This is a genomic window from Mesorhizobium sp. BHbdii (assembly GCF_053848045.1).
The window spans coordinates 24,388-42,315 of sequence record NZ_JBSPKX010000009.1 but is presented as its reverse complement, the minus strand read 5'-3'; the positions used below and the strand labels follow the sequence as shown (position 1 = coordinate 42,315).

The following is a 17,928-nucleotide window of genomic DNA, read 5'->3' as shown; positions in this document are numbered from 1 at the left end:
GTCAGTGCTTCTGGCCGGCAATGGCGATCACGCCCTCGTCCAAATGCCAGATGTCTGTGCGTGACTCAGTAAGTCCCGAGCATCTTAAAGTGTCCGGGACTTACTGAATCACGCAAGCTGAACCTTTCGCGCTCGCCGCTCGGAGGGGAACACCGCAGCTCCGCGGGAGGGAAGGCACCACAACAACGTCGCGCTCAAGATCCGCACGCGTATGGAGGGCTGCTTCATGTGCCTAATAAGGCGACCGCTGCGCCCTTTTGGCGGTGAGCTGATCGCGCTGGAGCAACCACGAACAGTAGCCAGCTCACAGCACCGCGGGACGATCCTGAGGGCTATCCAGGTCGGAACGAGAACCGAGCAGGGCCTGACCTCCATCAGGAGCGTGGTCGCAATCGAATTGCCTGCCCTTCTACATCTTTGCTGCGCCTTTCACACTGACCGCCCTTGGAAAGGAAGAGTTGCGACGTCACAGCTTAGTCGCTAGCTGGCGAGTAGGTTTCGCGCTCATCGGCAGAGATTTCTCGGATCACGCGACAAGGGTTACCAGCTGCAAACACTCCAGCTGGAATGTCGCGTGTTACGATACTGCCTGCACCGATCACAGTGCCTGATCCGATGGTCACACCAGGCAGGATGATTGCCCCGGCCCCCACCCAAACGTCTGATCCAATCTCAACCGGCTTTCCGTACAGCTGCTTGCGGCGAAGGGCAGCATCAAGTGGATGCATCGGCGTCAGGATCTGGACGCCTGGACCAAAAAGCGCGTAGTCACCTATACGAACACGGCAAGCATCCAGAACTATGCAGTTAAAATTGAAAAATACGTGTGCACCCAACTCTATGTTGGAACCGTAGTCGCAGAAAAAGGGTGGCTGTATAGACACGGTGTCTCCGCCTTTCCCGAAAATCTGTTTGCAAAGGTTCCGTCGTAGATCTGCATCCGCATCGCTTGATGAGTTTATCTTCTGGCACAATTCTCTTATCCTGTATCTCTCTGCAACGAGATAAGGATCTAGAACATTGTAAGGCTCTCCGGCCAACATTTTCTCGGTTTCGGTGCGTAGGCCCATCTATAAAATCCCAACTTCTAAACAGTTTCGTCTATTTTGTTTCTGATTCAAGGTTCTGCCTACTGGTTGGATAAGGTAACTTGAAGCACGTTCTCTGTCACCAGGGATAGAAAAGGAATTTCCGACCTGCAAATTTCCATCGGGGGCGCAACTACGTATGTCAAACGCTGCAATCAAAACGCATCGTGCCCTTCACGACCGCCCGCGAGTTCAGGGCCGGCCTTCGCGAAGGCAGCTGTGCGTTGCCGCGAAGCTGTTTGCGGCCGTTGGATAAGCGGTTGCTGACCCTCATTCACCTGATGGACGGCGACAAAACGGTGACGGACCTGATCTCTCTGGTGGGTGGTACCCCGACTACCCTTTCATCTGAGCGATATGGCCGAACTCGGGATCGTCCAATGCCGCACTGAAGGCAGATATTCGTGTACGTCGGAAGACGCAGAAATGGTCCTTCGCGTCCTCCTGGATCGTCCGCGGTCATGTCGGCGAATTCGAGATGGTCGGCCAGCTACCCGTTCACTTCCCAGCCCAGCCTGTTTCAAGGGGCGACGGAACTCTACAAAATGTGATCGTCCAGTGCCATCAAAACACAGATCGGTCCGGGCTAAAAGCCAACCACCAATGCCCCACCGGCAAGGCCGGCACCGGCCGCCGCCAGCAGCAATTTCTTGCCCCGCTGAATCGGATTGGCGCTGTGCGCGATTGACAGCGACAGCGGAATGGTTGCGGCTGACGAGTTGCCATAATTGCTGATGGTTTTGACAATTCGGCAATCCTCAATGCCGAGCGACCTGCCGGCCGCTTCGAAGATGCGGGCGTTTGCCTGGTGGGGCACAAAGCGGTCGACATCTGACGCCGCGAGGCCGGCTCCCACCAGCGCCTGCCTGGAACAGCGGCTCATCATCTCGACGGCTTTGACGAAGATTTCGCGGCCGTTCGCGACGGTCATTCGCGTTTCTGCAACGTCGATCTCCTCAGAGAACGGACGGTTGCTGCCGCCCGCCGGAATCTGGATCAGGCCATAACCGGAGCCGTCCGAGGCGAGCGAGGAGCCGAGTATGCCATGGCCGGGATTCCCGGAAGGGGCGAGCACCACCGCACCTGCGGCATCGGCGAACAGCACCGCGCTTGCGCGCTCGCCCGGATTGATCCTACGGCTCAATATGTTGGCTGCGATGACGATGGCTGTCTTGTTGTGCAGGCGGACAAAGCCATCGGCAAAGGTCATGGCATAGATGAACCCCGCGCAGGCACCGGCAAGGTCAACCGCGCCGGCATTCTCGAGGCCGAGTCTGTGCGCGACCAGCGGCGCGCTGGGCGGCAGGAGGTGATCCGGCGTCGAAGTGGCGAGCAAAAGCAGACCGATGTCCTTGCGATCGATACCGGCCGCCTCCAGCGCCATGTCGCCGGCTTTTACCGCCAGACCGGAGAGGGTGTCCTCGGGTTCTGCCCAGAAGCGCGATCGGATGCCGGTGCGCACCTCGATCCAGCCGGTTTCCAGACCGAGGCTCGCCTCGATCTCGGCATTGCCTACCTTCCGCGCCGGCACATGATGGCCAAGCCCTATGATGCGCGCCGTGCGGTTCATATACTCTCGCTCGCAAGCTCGGCTGCCTCGTCTACTGCCACGTAGAGCTGGTCGAGTTCGCCCGATGTCACGCAATAAGGCGGCAGCACGTAGATGACGTTGCCGAGCGGCCTCACCAACAATCCGCGCTCGAAGAAGAAGGCGCGCAGCCTTGGGCCGACCTCGGCCAGATAGCCTGCAGTGCCGACGCTAAGATCGAGCGCGGCGATGGTGCCGGTCGTGCGCACATTCTCGAAACGCGGATCCCCGCTGAACCGCACGATCTTTTCCGCTTGCATCCGCGACAGCGCGGCCACCCGCTCCGCCACGGGCTCGTCGTTCCAGATACCGACATTCGCCAGTGCCGCCGCGCAGGCGATCGGGTTCGCTGTGTAAGAGCTTGAATGGAAGAAGGTCTTGGTCCGGTCGCTGGAAAAATGCGCACGGAAGATCGCATCAGTGGCAAGCGTCGCTGCAAGCGGCAATGAGCCGCCGGTCAGCCCCTTGGAAGTGCACAATATGTCGGGCGCGACCGCTGCCTGCTCGCAAGCAAAGATCGTGCCGGTGCGGCCCCAGCCGGTCATGACTTCGTCGGCGACAAAAAGCGTCCCGGAGCGCTCGGCAATGCGTTTGAGTTCAGCGATAACCCAGGCGGGGTACATGAGCATGCCGCCGGCGCCGAGCACCAGCGGCTCGACGATCAGCGCACCAGCGCGGCGGTCGCGGGTGACAGCCTCGAAACGATCGAGCGTCTCCTGTTCGCGGCCTGCGGCGGGGAAGGGGATGGTATCGACCTCGAACAGCAAGGGCTCATAGGCTGCATTGAAGACGCCACGCGCGCCGACGCTCATCGTGCCGATCGTGTCGCCATGATAGCTGTGCTCCATAACGACGATGCGCGAGCGCGGCGCGCCGTCGTTGCGGTGAAAGCCGAGCGCCATTTTCAGCGCCACCTCGACACTGGTCGAGCCGCTGTCGGAATAAAAGACCCAGTCGAGACCCGCCGGCGCCATGTCGACCAGCGCCGAGGCCAATTGCTCGGCCGGCTCATGGCTGAGGCCGGCGAAGATCACCTGGTCGAGTGTCTCGGTCGCGTGTCGGATCGCCGCCATGATCTTCGGGTGACGGTGGCCGTGGGTGATGACCCACCAGGAGGAGATCGCATCGAGTATGCGCTTGCCGTCCCGGGCCTCGACATAGGCGCCCCCGGTGCGCACGATCGCCGGCGGCACCGGCTCGGTGGCATGTTGGGTAAAGGGATGCCAGACAGCGGAGCTCATGGCCGGATCTTCTCGAAGTCGTCGGCATTGAATGAGGCGCGCATGGCCGCGGAGAGCGTACTGGGCGTCAGGGATTCCAGGAGCGGCAGACGCCCAAGCACGCGAACCTTGCCCATTTCGGCGATCGTTTTTTGCGTGTCGACCATCCTGTCGCCGACGAATGCGATGCCGAGCAGGGGTATCGAGCGGGAGCGAAGAGCCTCGACGGAAAGCAGCGTATGATTGATGGTGCCGATGGTGGTGCGGGCGCAGAGCACCACAGGCGCGTTCCATCGCGCGAAGACGTCGATGTAGAGCGCGCGCCTGTTGAGCGGCACCATCAGCCCGCCGGCGCCTTCCACAACCAGTGGTCTGTCCGTCGCGGGCAGTGACAGTGCCTGTGCATCGATTTCCACGCCGTCCAACTTGGCGGCAAGATGTGGCGATAGCGGCTGGCGGAGGCGCCAGGCTTCCGGCAGCACACGAGCTGCAGGCAGATCGGCGAGCAGGGAGACAACCTCGCTGTCGGTTTCTTCGCAGGTGCCCGATTGCACGGGCTTCCAGTAAATGCCGTCAAGCAGGCCGGTCAGCCCCGCCGCGAACACGGTCTTGCCGACGCCGGTGTCGGTGCCGGTGACAACGATCTGGACCGTCATGGCGTGCGCTCCCATTCCGCGGCAAGCGCATCGAACAGCGCCGAAACGTCGGCCTCGCCGACATTCAGCGTCAGCGAGATGCGGAGCCTCGCGGTGCCTTCTGGCACGGTTGGCGGACGGATGCCGCGCACGTCGAACCCGCGCGCCTGCAACGCCTCAGCCAGCGCCATGGCGCGGGCATTGTCGCCGACGATGACGGGCAGGATCTGCGAGCCGCTCGCAGGCAGGCCCAGCGCCTCGGCCCTCTTGCCTGCAAGCGCGACCAGGCTGGCCAGCCGCTCACGTCGGTCGGGCTCGTCCACGAGGATGTCGAGCGCCGTAGCAGCCGCTACCGCCATCAGTGGCGAGGGCGCGGTGGCATAGATGAAGGGACGGCAGCGGTTGACGAGATAATCGCAAAGCACAGCCGGCGCGGTGACCAGCGCCCCCGATCCCCCCAACGCCTTGCCGCAGGTGTGCAGAACCAGGACATTATCGCGGCCCTCGAGATGGTGGGCGAGACCGCGCCCGCCGGGACCATAGACGCCGGTGGCGTGCGCCTCATCGGCGAACAGGAATGCATCGTGACGGTCGGCGACCTCGATCAGTTCGCGCAGCGGAGCCCGGTCGCCATCCATGCTGTAGAGGCTCTCGACCACGATCCAGACACGGCCGTTGCCGCCCTTTGCACGCCAGGCACGGATTGCGTCGTTTACCGCATCGGCATCGTTGTGCGTGGATTCCATCACTTCGGCACGGCCCGCTTGTGCCCCCTCGTGCGCGCTGGCATGGTTGAGTTCGTCCAGCACGATCAGGTCGCCCTTCTGGGGCAAGGTCGTCAGCAGCGCGAAATTGGCGACATAGCCGCTGCCGAAAAACAAAGCGCGCTCGGCCCCGAAGAAGTCAGCTGCTTTGGCTTCGAGCGCCTCGTGCTCAGGCGTGTTGCCGCGCAACAGCCGCGAGCCGGTCGCACCGACAGGCGTGCCAGCGGCGAGCGCTGCCGCAAGCGCCTGCGCTATGCGTCCCGAGCGCGCCAGGCCGAGATAGTCGTTGGAGGCGAAGTCGAGCCCCGAGCGGGTGCTCAAGGTCCGCAATCGGTTCTTGCGGGCGAGCCCGCGCAGGCTGGCCTCGTAGCGGTCGAGCAACACCCGCCCGTTCACAGGGCTTCGCGCGCAATCGGCTTGATGCCGAGCCGGCGCAACAGGGCACTGTCCTTGCATTCTTCGGGATTTCCGGCGGTCAGCAAGGTGTCGCCGACGAAGATGGAGTTTGCCCCGGCAAAGAAGCACAGCGCCTGCATCTCATCGCTCATCGCCGTACGGCCGGCGGATAGGCGCACATCGGACTTCGGCATCAGGACGCGGGCGAGTGCGATGATGCGAACGAATTCGATCGGCTCGATCGGTGGCGCCTCGGCCAGCGGCGTGCCGGGCATAGGAATCAGCATGTTGATCGGCACGCTCTCGGGCGGCTCCGGCAGGTTGGCAAGCATCACCAGCATGTCGATACGGTCGGCCTTCTCCTCGCCCATGCCGACAATGCCGCCGCAGCAGACATTGATGCCGGCCTCGCGGACATTGGCGAGCGTTTCCAGCCGGTCGGCAAAGGTCCGGGTCGAGATGATCTCCTTATAATATCGCTCGGAGGTGTCGACGTTGTGGTTGTAATAGTCGAGGCCGGCCTCCTTGAGCCGGTGCGCTTGGTCGAGGTCGAGCATGCCCAGCGTCATGCATGTCTCCATGCCGAGAGCCTTCACACCCTCAACCATGGCGACGACGGCGTCCATGTCACGGGCCTTTGGGCTGCGCCAGGCGGCTCCCATGCAGTAGCGCGTGGCACCTGCGTTCCGCGCCTTTCTGGCCTCGGCGATGACGCGTTGAACATCCAGCAACTTGGAGGCCTCGAGGCCCGATTGATGCTGCGCGGATTGGCTGCAATAACCGCAATCTTCCGGGCAGCCGCCGGTCTTGATCGAGAGGAGGCGCGACAGCTGCACCTGGTTTCGGTCGAAATTCTGACGATGGATCGTCTGCGCCAGGAAGAGCAGGTCGTTGAAGGGCAAGTCGTGGATAGCCTCAGCCGCCTCGCGGGTCCATTGCTGGGACACTCCGTCGGATGAGCTTGCCGCAGCGTTCGGGTACAACTCGCTGTTCATTCCGCCTCCATTGTTAAAAGCGTTCGCTGTGGGTCCCGTTCAGCGGAGAAGTCCTGGGCCTCGGCCGGCCTGATCCGTCATGATCTGCCAACCAGCGCTGGTACGGGCAGGGCATTGCTGGCCTCGTCGAGGATGGAAAAGTTGTAGCCTCCGTCGCCGTTGCGTCTGACCGAATAGGTGAGTCGATCAACGATGCGATTGTCCTTGTCAAAGGTCAGCACGCGCGGGTTAAGCGCGGTCAACTCTGTCTCCTGGATATAAACTGAGTTGCAGATGATGACTTGATCGCCGGCCTGGCAGGTGCGCGCAGCAGCCCCGTTGAGGATGCAGCAACGCGATCCGCGCTCGCCGAGGATCACATAGGTCGAGATCCGTGCGCCCGAATTCTTGTTCCAGATCTCGACGAATTCCATCGGCAGGATGCCTGCTTCCTCGCAATGGTCAGGGTCGAGTGTGATTGAGCCATGGTAGTCGAGGTTGGCTTCGGAGACGTATATGCCGTGGAGCTTGCCGGCGATGATCTTACGCATTCCATTCCTCCAACACAAACTTGCCGTTGCGATACCTGCGGGCACACACGGCGCCTTCAATTCAGATGTCTGTTGCAATTGCCATCGATCGACGCATCAAGTCCGATGTCGAGAATCGGAGCGCTGTGTGTGAGCCAGCCGACCGATATGAGGTCGACGCCCGTCGCGGCAATCGCCGGAGCCGTTCTCGGCGTAACTCGACCGGAGGCCTCGGTGATGGCCCGGCCACCGACCATCGCCACCGCGTGGGCAAGATCTTCAAGCGACATATTGTCGAGTAGAACCGCGTCGATGCCCAGCGCGAGCGCGGTTTCGAGCTGTTCAAGCGTGTCGATCTCGACCTCGATCTTCACCATATGGCCTGCGGCAGCGCGCGCCCGCTCTATCGCCGTGCCAATGTCGCCGGCGATGGCGATATGGTTGTCCTTGATGAGCACGGCGTCGTCGAGCCCGAAGCGGTGATTGGCGCCGCCGCCGACGCGCACGGCGTATTTCTCCAGCGCGCGCAGCCCGGGCGTCGTTTTGCGCGTGCATGCGATCCTGGCCTTATGGCCGCGCACGGCCTCGACCATCGCCGCCGTGGCGGTCGCAATGCCGCTCAAGCGGCACAGGAAATTAAGCGCCGTGCGTTCGGCCGCGAGCAGACCGCGCGCCGGCCCGCACACCTGCGCGATAGTCTCGCCGGCCGCGACATCGCTGCCGTCAGGGCGCCAGATGTGCATATCGATCGACGGGTCGATGAGCATGAAGGCGAGCGCTGCCAGGTCGAGCCCGGCAACGACGCCGACCTGCCGCGCCTTGAGCGCAAGCGAGGCTTTGCAGTCAAAAGGGATCACTGCATCGCTCGTGATGTCGCCAGCTCTACCCAAATCCTCCAGGAGCGCGTTGCGCACGATTGGTTCAATGACGATTGAGGCAAGAGGCGAGAACGACACCATATCAAGAGCTCCGTTCCGAGGCCTGCCAGCTAACCGCGACCGCAGTCTCCATTGCCGTGCAGAGGGTCAGCCGCGAGGAGACGGCGGCTGCTTCCCGCCCGGTGAAATCGGACCGGTAGTGCGAACCGCGGCTTTCTTCACGGCCAAGCGCGGCGATGGCGATCAACATCGCAACCAATGCTGGATCGGCTGCGGCCTGGCCGCCAACCGCGATCGACAGCAATGTCGTGACGGTTTCGCGTAGCGCTTTGCCGTTGCGGACAATGCCGAGCGCATCGGAGGCTAACCGTCGAATGGGTGAAGGGTCAGGTCGCAGAGGCACGATGGTGGGAAGCCGCCGCCACTGCCAGCCCGCGCAAGTGCCTATGACGCTTTCAGCCACCCAGACCGCAGTTGCGATCGCTTCGGCCAGCGAGTTGCTGGCCAGCCGATTGGCGCCATGCAGCCCGGTACATGCGACTTCGCCGCAGGCCCACAACCCGGCAACGGAGCTGCGGCCTTCAGCATTCACGGCCACGCCTCCCATGTGGTAATGCGCCGCCGGGCGCACTGGGATCGGCTCGACCGCGGGATCGATGCCGGCCTGGCGGCAGGCCGCCTCGATTGCCGGGAAGCGTTTTGCGAATTTCGGCCCGAGGCATTGCCGAGCGTCGAGGAACACACGATTCCCGTCCGCGAGCTGGTCGCTCACCTCGCGCGCGACCACATCACGCGATGCAAGCTCGCCTCCAGGCACACCGGCGAGAATGCGCCGGCCGTGCTGGTCAACAAGCATTGCGCCTTCGCCGCGCACTGCTTCGCTCACCAGTGGCATTGGCCGGCGCTCAGTATCGAGCGCGGTCGGATGGAACTGCACGAACTCGAGATCGGCAAGCTCTGCTCCGGCACAGGCCGCGAGCGCCAGGCCGTGCCCGACCGAGGTGAGCGGGTTGGTTGTATGGCAAAACAGACCGCCGATACCGCCGGTCGCGAGCACGACGCGGCGAGTGGGCAACGCCACGACACCATTGTGTCCTACCGCTACCACGCCCACGATTCCACCGGCCACCACGATCAGGCGCAGTGCATCCATGCCTTCCAGGATGGTGATCGAACGTGTGCGCCGTGCTGCCGCGACCAGCACTCGGAGCAACTCGCGCCCGGTAGCGTCGCCAGCGGCGTGCACGATCCGGCGGCGCGAATGCGCCGCCTCAAGCCCGAGCTGCAAGGTTCCGTCCAATGTGCGGTCGAACGGAGCGCCTAGTCGGACGAGGCTGTCGATCGCGCGAGGTATGGCCTCGACAACCCGCCTGACCATCGCTTCATCACAAAGCCCATCGCCGGCGGCAAGCGTGTCGGCCAAATGCAACTCGGCGCTGTCGTCGGCGCCGAGGCTCGCCGCAACCCCGCCCTGGGCGAGTGCACTGGAGGCTTCGGTTCCGAGCGGCGTTCTGGACAGAAGCACGACCGGTTGCGGCGCCAGGTGAAGTGCGGTCATGAGGCCAGCAACGCCAGCGCCGATGATGATGGGCGCGCCGCCGATGTCGTGCACGTCGGCGGTCATATGGCGAGCATGCGCTCCACCGCCTGGCGAGCCCGGTCCGCGACCAGAGGGTCGATCGTGACGAGATGGCGCTTCTGCTCGATCGCGGTGCGGATGTTGGCCAGTGTGATGCGTTTCATGTGGGCGCAGAGGTTGCACGGCCGGATGAATTCGACCTCGGGATGCTCAACCGCAACATTGTCGCTCATCGAGCATTCGGTCATCAGCACAACCCGGGCGGGCTTGTTGTGCCCAACATAATCGGACATCGCCGCCGTCGAACCGGCGAAGTCCGCCTCGGCGACCACTTCCGGCGGGCATTCGGGATGGGCAAGCACGGTGAGGCCTGGATGGGCCTCGCGCAGATCGCGGATGTCGGCCGGGGTGAAGCGCTCATGCACCTCGCAATGGCCTTTCCAGGCGATGACTTCGATCTTCGTCTGAGCGGCGATGTTCTTCGCCAGATATTCGTCAGGCAGCATGATCACGCGCGGCGCGCCAAGCGACTGGACCACCGCAAGCGCATTGCCCGACGTGCAACAGATGTCGGACTCCGCCTTCACCGCAGCGGAGGTGTTAACATAGGTCACGACTGGAACGCCCGGGTAACGCTCCCGCAGCAGCCGCACATCTGCGGGCGTGATCGAATCGGCCAGCGAGCAGCCGGCGTCGAGGTCCGGGATGAGCACGGTCTTCTCCGGATTGAGAAGCTTCGCCGTCTCGGCCATGAAATGCACCCCGGCGAGCACGATGATATCGGCGTCGACCGTCATTGCCTTGCGGGCGAGCGCCAGGCTGTCGCCGACGATGTCGGCTACGCAGTGGAAGATCTCGGGCGTCTGATAGTTGTGGGCGAGGATGACAGCGTTGCGCTCCCGCTTCAACGCGAGAATGGCATCGATATCGCCGGAAAATGCCGACCACTCGATCAGCGGAATCACGCGCTGGACGCGGTCGTACAAGGATGCGCTCGATGGCAACGCGGTAGTCATCGACACCTCCGATTATACTCGACCTGAATATAAGAAGCATATTCTTGCGGTGAGTATAAGGGGATTGTCAAGCCCGCGTTAGCGGCAATTTTGTCCCGGCGACGGCCCTCTCGTCGACAACCGCATGGCGGAAGCGATAAAGCTTAGCCGGTCGACCGCCCGTATCGGCGGTGGTCTCGCCGGTTTGCTCGACCAACTCCTGCTGCTCGATCAGCCGACGGAAGTTCGGCTTGTGGAGGAGCCTGCCCGCCAGGGCTTCCACGGTTCGCTGCAACTGTAGAAGACTGAAGACCGGCGGCATCAGTTCGAAGACCACGGGCCGGTACTTGATTTTGGAGCGAAGCCGCGCAATTCCCGTAGCCAGGATCCGGCGATGATCGGCGATCATCGATTCACCTGCAACCGACGACAGAGCAGCTGAAGATTGCCCGCCGGTCGCCTCTCCCACCATGGCTGCTTCGTAGAGCAGCTCATAACGCTGGAGCGTCAGTTCCTCATTCCATGGCCGCTCGTCGAAGCCGAAGGCAACCGCCGCCCGCTGCCGGCGTTCTCGGCGCGTCCCATTGTCGCCTGCGCTCTCCGCCCACTTGAGCAGGCGCGGTCGCAAAACCTTCGCCAGCATCGATGGAGTTCCGGAGCGGTGGTCCTCCCAGGGGAAATAGTCGTACCATTTCTGCCAACGGCGCCTGGCCGACTGCGTTGTCTCTTCTACTTGAGTGAGCGCGAGATAGCTGATCGAGATCACACGCTGCCCGGTGCCGACCCGGTCGCGATCTGCGAAGGTGTAGAGCTGCTCGATATAGCCCAGGGGCTGCCCGGTCTGTTCTTCCACCCATGACCTGAGTCCCGACTGAAGGGAACGATGGCTGAGTTCGAACGGACCGGAGGGCAGCGCGTTCGCCCGGCCGATTGTGAGAACGCGAGGCTCATGGTCGTTCACAGCGACAACGACGGCGATCAGGTCCGCCTTGATGTCGTTGGCGTTGCCCACCGGTCTGCGTTTCCTGATTCCCTTTGCGTGGTCGTCCATGTTCCCAGTTTGTTAGGTATGGCTGCACTAAATGAAGCGGTCTATAATCGATTTAATAGAGCCTGTACCACGCAAGTCGGCGCGTCAACAGCGCAGCCATGCGCCACCACTGGATCTCCCAATCAGCTTGGCCTCCGGCAAACCGACATTACCGAGAGAACACGGACGGCCAGCGCTCTCGCGCCCGCTTGCTCCTGCGCTGCTGAGGCGTGCTCGCGAGCGGCTCGCTCAGCTGCCCAGAAGAAACGTGTCGGCGGCTTGCCTGCTGGCCATCCGAGATTTGCGAGGCCAATCGTCGTTCAGGTTGGTCGGCATGGCGCAGAGCGGATCGTCTTCGATGTTAATGACGTAGCCACAATCTTGCTGCGGGATTTCAGCCGCAAGACCGAGAAAGGAAAATAGCAATGGACGCCTGTCTGCAACTGTTGCGGGGTGGGGCTCATCCAGCTGTCGCTCGGCGTGCTTTTGTGGCCGCCGCGCTCGAAGCGCGCATCCTGCGTTGCGACTGGGGAATATCAGGGCTTGCTCACTCCGCTGCCTGCACTGCAAGTCGAATCTTTAAGCCGGGTTCAGCCAATGCCTGCGGCGCGACAACCAAGGCACCACAAGTTCCACGCAGCTGCCGATCACACCCCAAATGGAAGGGGAAGTTGGCCAAGCTGGGCTTAATTACCTCGTGAACCGTCATGTCCCGGACAGAATAGTCTGCCATGGTCCGCGGGCGTCGAGGCGGTGGCCTCTTCACAACAATCGTGCAGCAGGTTGAGAGAAAAGAATGAACGCTGAAGCATTCAGCACCTCCATCTTCGTGAAGCGTGCCACATACATCGTGCAAGAGATTGCCAGCCTTGCGGATGCAATCGAATTTCTTGACGAATGGCCGGAAGACCGCAGAGACCTGATTCACGAGACCGCCCTTCGGGTGTGCTATGATGCACACGATGGGCGCAAACCTGTAAGCGCTGCGCGCAATGCCTTCCTCGGCTTTTCGGAACGGGCAGGCATATTCGTAGACCCAACCTCCGCGATGAAGTGGATCGCTGCCTGCACATCGGGCGGCGGAAAGATCCAAGTCTAGGCTCCTTCGGCGGCGTTGGCGAGCGCCATACCAAGGTGCTCGCCAGCGATCGCGCCAGCCTGCTCAACATCCGGATGCTCTGCAAAGTGCTGTGCTGGAGCGCGGTGCATGGCTCGCGCCGCCGTACGAACTCTCGCCCGCAGCGCTGTGGCACCTACCCTGCATCCCAGTGCTTGACCTGGCCGTACAGGCGGCGCGGCGTCGATGCTTCGTTCTTGGCAATTATCGTGGTCGCGACGGGGAGATCATTCGCCTCACAACTGCTGCCGTCTCCGCTATGTGGTTGATACCAACGCGCCGCGCCCGCCGCTGGTTTGTCGCCAATTGCGCGTGACCTACGATCGCTTCTCTTCGCAGAACCCTTGTCGTCTCACGTATATGAAGCGCTCAAGGGCGGGAGAAAAAAGGCGTCGGTTGATGGCGTTTGCGAGCCGGGCCGGTCGGTCGTTCGATTGAAAGCTTCGTTTGAGGGGCAAACTCTGTGGCATTCAATTCGAGCAGCCGCCCGTCCACTTCCCTATCCGCGGCGGTAAGTCGATGATTCAGACGTAGGTAGTCCGTCCAGGTCGGTGTGCGAAAAGTCTCCGTCCAACGGCAAGGTTCTTGAAGGTCGCGCTGCAGGGTCCAATGCCGAGCACCGACGCGACTTTGCACCCGTCGCCGTTCACGCATCTGCTCAAGGAAAGCCTCGACATTTTTCTCCGGTATCACGTAGTCGATCTTAACGACGATTGGGCCGCTTCTTGGCTTCAAATCGAGGGCGACTTCCGGCGCATCGAATCCCCGGGGAGCTTGGTCTGATTCTTTCCATTCGCGGATGGGCAACAGGAACCCGGTTGCAGCGGCCAGCAACAGAGCTCCAGCGGAGACTTCAAGTGCCCAGCTGAGGGAATAATTCTGAGCAACCATGCCCCACAGCCAGCTGCCGGCTGCGATGCCGCCCGACGAAAAGGCATAATAGACCGACAAGGTGCGACCTACGACCCACCGCGGGCTCGCCAATTGCACGCTGACGTCAAGTCCAGTCCAAGTGACAACCCAACCCGCGCCGCCGAGCGCGAGTGCAATAGCTGCCACTGCAATGGAAGGGGTCAGGGCAAGAGAGAGCGAACACGCCGCGCAGGCGATGCAAGCGAGCGTGATCAGCCGCTCCTGAGACAGCGTTCGCCGCAGGACGTTGTTGGAGATACCAGCGGCGAAGGCGCCGGTGCCGAAGCCGGCCATCAGGATGCCATAGCCGACTGGCCCTGCGCTCAACTGATCGCGAGCAACCAGAGGGAGCAACGCCAGTATGGCGATGCTGGCCAGCCCAAAAAGGGATCCGCGTGCGATTGCTGCCTTGATCTCTGAAGACATCGCCGTAAAGCGCACCCCGTCATGGATGGCCGTGGACATTGACTCGCGCGGGAGAGGCGAGGAGGGGACCTTCCACTTGCACCGCTGTATGGTCCACAGCAGGCCCAGATAGCTCAGCGTTGCCAGGGCGAAGGCGGTCAGAGATCCAAAAGAGGCAACGACGAAGCCGCCAAGCGCCGGGCCGATACTGCGAACAGCGTTATATCCGACCGATATTAGCGTAACGGCAGCTGGAACATCGCTCTTGCGCAGAACATCGCCAACCGAGGCATGCCACGCTGGGTCGGTGAACGCCACGCCGCATCCCGCTAAAAAGCTTAATCCGAGGACAATCCAGGGGTCGACAAGTCCCAGCGCCACGAGGCAAGCCAGCATCGCTGATGCCAGCGCGATCACGCACCAGCCAGCGAACATGACTTTGCGGCGGCTGAAATTGTCGGCAATGGCGCCGGCAAAGACAGACAGGAAAAACGCGGGCAGCGTCGTTGACGCTTGCACCAGCGCCACGTTCAGATCGGACTTTGAGATCGTTGCCATCAGCCAACTGATCGCAACAGTCTGCATCAGCCAGCCGAGGCTGGAAACCTGCGTCGCCAGCCAAATCGATCTAAACGTCTGATTCTTGAGCGGCGCAAACGTTGTTGGCGCTACCACATCCGCATCTGCCCACGCCGGCTTGCTCATCTTCCTCGAACCTTGAACCGTTTGCTGGTCCTGTTGACTCGCGTTCCGGCACGCAATTGCCATCACCCAGGAGCCGGATGAGGTGCATTTCCTCCCACACGGCGCAAGATGTTTTCGCCCGAACCGCCCTCGTGGTCGAAACGAATGTTTCTTGTGGAGGAATGATCCGATCAAGATCTGCATAAGTCGGCGCCCATCTGCCGGCCTTGGAGCGCCCGGCGACGATGGTCTTGCTGAAGCCGATTTTGTCTGGCTGCGCGCGGTAATTCGGTCCTGTCCTGCAGGACATGGAGCGGAGCTTCGCTGGCCGCAACGCGCGCTGCGGTCGCGGCCAGCGAGAACGCTATGTTTGGTCACACGCGGCTGTCAAAGAAGCGGTAGGCCGCCTTGGCCGTGGCCCAGTCGCCGCAGACCGCCGGGATTGGCTGCCCGGCGCAGCTGACATCTGGTCCAGCAACCATCGCGGTCGACGGGCCAGACGCTTATCGGGCAGGGCTGTCGCGGCTGCTGACGGTCATGTCTCAACTCCGTGATTTGGTCACGGGATCACGGCAGATTCATACCACAGGCCGCCGACGATGTGGGTAGTCGGAAGCGTCACCCAGCGGGGTGAAAGGAGCCGCCTCGAAGGCATCGGGCTGGGCTCGGCTCCTGCCACAGAGATCGCGATATGCCAGATCCCAAGTCTGCGCCCCTTGCGACTGCTTGCCGCGCAACAAGGCTGTTCGATCTTTTGAACTATGCCTCGCCTTGCTGCCGGCGTCGGTGATCACATCACAGTTTTATTAAGAAATGTGTCACTTCAATTAATTTCATCCCACCATTGATCTAGATCAACCGAGCATCTTGTCACGGCTGACATTGCTGCCGCGCACCCGAATTTCGGATTTCAAGGAGAGCATGATGAGAGACTGGATAAGACCGGGACGCGGAATCACACTTGGCATTGCACTTGTGGTGACAGGACTGCAGCAGGCGGCGGCCGCGGATGTACAATTCGTGGGTGTGGCGCAGAACATGGTCCATGTGGTCGAACCTAGCCCTTGGCAAGTTCGCCTGCGTGGGCTGGGGGTGATCACGGACGATAAGGGTAACGTCAACGGAATTCCCGGCTCCGGCCTCTCTTATTCGGATACGGTGATTCCGGAATTTGACGTTACTTACTACTTCACCGACAATCTCGCCGCTGAACTCATCCTCGGCACTACCTACGCCAATATCTACGGCGAGGGAACGATCGGTGGGCTGGCCGAGATCGGCAAGACTTGGGTGCTGCCGCCGACCCTCACGCTGCAATACCACTTCACCAATTTCGGTGCTTTCAAGCCCTACGTCGGCGCAGGCGTAAACTACACGGTCTTTTATAACCAGGAGACTGGCAGCGCCGACGCTCTCGACGTCAAGAACACATTCGGCGGCGCTGTGCAGGTCGGATTCGACTACACCCTAGATCAGCATTGGGGCATCAATTTCGACGTCAAGAAGCTCTTTCTCGAGCCGAAATTTGACGCAGTGGTCGGCGGCATGAACGTCACGGGCAAAGCCAAGCTCAATCCTTGGCTGATCGGCGCAGGCGTCACCTACCGCTTCTGACAATTCAAATCCAAGGCGGCACCACGTCCAAATGGTGCCGCCAAGCTCGTGGTCGCCTGATGCGCACGGGTCGCTGCGCCGGCATTCGCGATGACCCCACGGCTCCGCCTCGTGCGCGACTACGCGCAGCGCATAGACGTCTCTCACTCACGATCCTCATCGCAATGCTCGCAAATTTCATCCGCAGAAACGCTCATCCTGAAATTTCAAAACGGGCTCTCGGCGCAGCCGCCCGATTGCGGAAGACGTAGGTTCCCGGACGGCGGCATCAATGTAAGCGCGAAAGGATTTTATTAACCTTCATCATCGACGTATTCTCCTGAGAATGTCTGCTGAATCGGATTGATGGCCAAGCGACCAACGATTGCCGATCTTGCCCGCGAAGCCAACGTCAGCGTGGCAACCGTTGACCGGGTTCTGAACGCCCGCCATCCAGTCCGCAAGCAGACTGCGCTGCGGGTCTACGAGGCGGCCAATGCTATTGGCTATCACGCGGCCGGCCTTGTCGAGCGGCGCGCGCAGCCGGATCCGCCGCGCTATCAGCTTGGCTTTATCCTCAGAAAACCGGCGCAGCATTTTTACCACGACTTCGCGCGCGAAATCGAAGCGGCAGTCAACGCGTCACAGGCGTTCCACGGCACTTCGCTTATCGAATTCGCGCCGTCGCATGTGCCGGGCGATCTGATCGCACTTCTCCAGGATCTCGGGAGCCACTGCCACGCGATCGCCATGGTGGCGCCGGACCATCCGACGGTCACGGCAGCCGTCGAAGAACTCAAGGCGAAAGGAATCCCAGTTTTTTCGCTGCTTTCCGATTTCGCCGCCGGCGTGCGCGAGGGCTATGTCGGCCTAAACAACCGCAAAGTCGGGCGCACAGCGGCCTGGATGTTCTCCAAAGCCGCAAAACGGCCGGGTAAGGTGGCGGTCTTTGCCGTCAGTGAGCGTTACCAGGCTCACGAGCTTCGCGAAATCGGCTTTCGCTCCTATTTTCGTGAGAGCGCGCCGACGTTCGAGGTGCTTGACATCCCCATCAACGTCGGGACGCGACGGATCACGTACGAGGCAACACTGGATCTGATTCACCGGGAACCCGAACTTGTCGGCTTTTACGTGGCCGGCGGCCGCATGGAGGGCGCAATCTCGGCGCTCAGGAAACAGGGCGAAGAGCGGGATATTGTCGCCATCGTCAACGAGATCACACCGGAGTCACGGGCCGCGCTCGCGGATGGCATCATCACGATGGCGGTCGCCACACCACTGCGCCGGCTTTGCCAGGAGCTGATGACGCTGATGGCCCGGGCCATCGAAACCGGCTGCGCGAAGACGCCGGGACAGACATTTCTGCCGTTCGACATCTATCTCCCCGAAAATATATGAAGATGAAAAAATTTAGCAGACGTAGCCAGGTCGTGTATCGAAACGGAGCCGTCACCAGCCACAAATCTTGAGGCCGAGTTCGGCGCACTGAGCCCAGCCGTGGTTCCTGAACCCACTTTGGACGCACGGCTCTGGTTCCCGC

The 17,928-nt window shown here is 61.7% G+C and carries 17 protein-coding genes; 4 read left to right on the top strand and 13 right to left on the bottom strand.

The window, feature by feature from the left end; translation table 11 throughout:
- Positions 1–473: 473 nt before the first annotated feature.
- The 11 genes from ACWTU8_RS28750 to ACWTU8_RS28700 form a co-directional block, all read right to left on the bottom strand.
- Complete coding sequence (locus tag ACWTU8_RS28750; RefSeq protein ID WP_455850796.1) at positions 474–1,070, bottom strand: sugar O-acetyltransferase; 597 nt, start codon at positions 1,068–1,070, stop codon at positions 474–476.
- A 604-nt stretch (positions 1,071–1,674) separates the two neighbouring features.
- Positions 1,675–2,658, bottom strand: a complete 984-nt coding sequence (locus tag ACWTU8_RS28745; protein WP_455850795.1) for a beta-ketoacyl-ACP synthase III — start codon at positions 2,656–2,658, stop codon at positions 1,675–1,677.
- A complete protein-coding gene (locus ACWTU8_RS28740) occupies positions 2,655–3,917 on the bottom strand; it encodes an adenosylmethionine--8-amino-7-oxononanoate transaminase (protein ID WP_455850794.1) in 1,263 nt (420 codons plus the stop codon). The genes ACWTU8_RS28745 and ACWTU8_RS28740 overlap by 4 nt, the downstream gene beginning before the upstream one ends.
- A complete protein-coding gene (bioD, locus tag ACWTU8_RS28735) occupies positions 3,914–4,552 on the bottom strand; it encodes a dethiobiotin synthase (RefSeq protein ID WP_455850793.1) in 639 nt (212 codons plus the stop codon). Before bioD ends, ACWTU8_RS28740 begins: the two co-directional genes overlap by 4 nt.
- Positions 4,549–5,691: an 8-amino-7-oxononanoate synthase gene (locus ACWTU8_RS28730; RefSeq protein ID WP_455850792.1), complete on the bottom strand. Its 1,143-nt coding sequence runs from the start codon at positions 5,689–5,691 to the stop codon at positions 4,549–4,551. The genes bioD and ACWTU8_RS28730 overlap by 4 nt, the downstream gene beginning before the upstream one ends.
- Positions 5,688–6,686 (bottom strand): biotin synthase BioB, encoded by a 999-nt coding sequence (bioB, locus tag ACWTU8_RS28725; protein WP_455841178.1) that lies wholly within the window; start codon positions 6,684–6,686, stop codon positions 5,688–5,690. Before bioB ends, ACWTU8_RS28730 begins: the two co-directional genes overlap by 4 nt.
- A gap of 77 nt (positions 6,687–6,763) precedes the next feature.
- Complete coding sequence (gene panD / locus ACWTU8_RS28720; RefSeq protein ID WP_455850791.1) at positions 6,764–7,216, bottom strand: aspartate 1-decarboxylase; 453 nt, start codon at positions 7,214–7,216, stop codon at positions 6,764–6,766.
- Positions 7,217–7,272: 56 nt separating this feature from the next.
- On the bottom strand, positions 7,273–8,154 hold the full coding sequence (gene nadC / locus ACWTU8_RS28715) for a carboxylating nicotinate-nucleotide diphosphorylase (RefSeq protein WP_455850790.1): 882 nt from the start codon (positions 8,152–8,154) through the stop codon (positions 7,273–7,275).
- Position 8,155: 1 nt separating this feature from the next.
- Positions 8,156–9,697, bottom strand: a complete 1,542-nt coding sequence (locus ACWTU8_RS28710; RefSeq protein WP_455850789.1) for an L-aspartate oxidase — start codon at positions 9,695–9,697, stop codon at positions 8,156–8,158.
- A complete protein-coding gene (nadA, locus tag ACWTU8_RS28705; RefSeq protein WP_455850788.1) occupies positions 9,694–10,668 on the bottom strand; it encodes a quinolinate synthase NadA in 975 nt (324 codons plus the stop codon). The genes ACWTU8_RS28710 and nadA overlap by 4 nt, the downstream gene beginning before the upstream one ends.
- Before the next feature lie 67 nt (positions 10,669–10,735).
- Positions 10,736–11,698, bottom strand: a complete 963-nt coding sequence (locus ACWTU8_RS28700) for an NUDIX hydrolase (protein WP_455850787.1) — start codon at positions 11,696–11,698, stop codon at positions 10,736–10,738.
- Between the two features lie 404 nt (positions 11,699–12,102).
- On the opposite strand from ACWTU8_RS28700, the gene ACWTU8_RS28695 reads away from it, so the two are divergent.
- A complete protein-coding gene (locus ACWTU8_RS28695; RefSeq protein ID WP_455850786.1) occupies positions 12,103–12,378 on the top strand; it encodes a hypothetical protein in 276 nt (91 codons plus the stop codon).
- Positions 12,379–12,473: 95 nt separating this feature from the next.
- On the top strand, positions 12,474–12,776 hold the full coding sequence (locus ACWTU8_RS28690) for a DUF982 domain-containing protein (protein ID WP_455850785.1): 303 nt from the start codon (positions 12,474–12,476) through the stop codon (positions 12,774–12,776).
- A gap of 387 nt (positions 12,777–13,163) precedes the next feature.
- Here ACWTU8_RS28690 and ACWTU8_RS28685 read toward each other — a convergent pair whose 3' ends face one another.
- Entirely contained in the window at positions 13,164–14,816 is a 1,653-nt protein-coding gene (locus ACWTU8_RS28685; RefSeq protein ID WP_455850784.1) for an MFS transporter, read from the bottom strand.
- 353 nt (positions 14,817–15,169) lie between these two features.
- Positions 15,170–15,277 (bottom strand): transposase DNA-binding-containing protein, encoded by a 108-nt coding sequence (locus tag ACWTU8_RS28680; RefSeq protein WP_455850783.1) that lies wholly within the window; start codon positions 15,275–15,277, stop codon positions 15,170–15,172.
- 442 nt (positions 15,278–15,719) lie between these two features.
- On the opposite strand from ACWTU8_RS28680, the gene ACWTU8_RS28675 reads away from it, so the two are divergent.
- Positions 15,720–16,409: an OmpW/AlkL family protein gene (locus tag ACWTU8_RS28675; RefSeq protein WP_455850837.1), complete on the top strand. Its 690-nt coding sequence runs from the start codon at positions 15,720–15,722 to the stop codon at positions 16,407–16,409.
- Between the two features lie 345 nt (positions 16,410–16,754).
- Positions 16,755–17,786 (top strand): LacI family DNA-binding transcriptional regulator, encoded by a 1,032-nt coding sequence (locus ACWTU8_RS28670; RefSeq protein WP_455850782.1) that lies wholly within the window; start codon positions 16,755–16,757, stop codon positions 17,784–17,786.
- Positions 17,787–17,928: the final 142 nt, after the last annotated feature.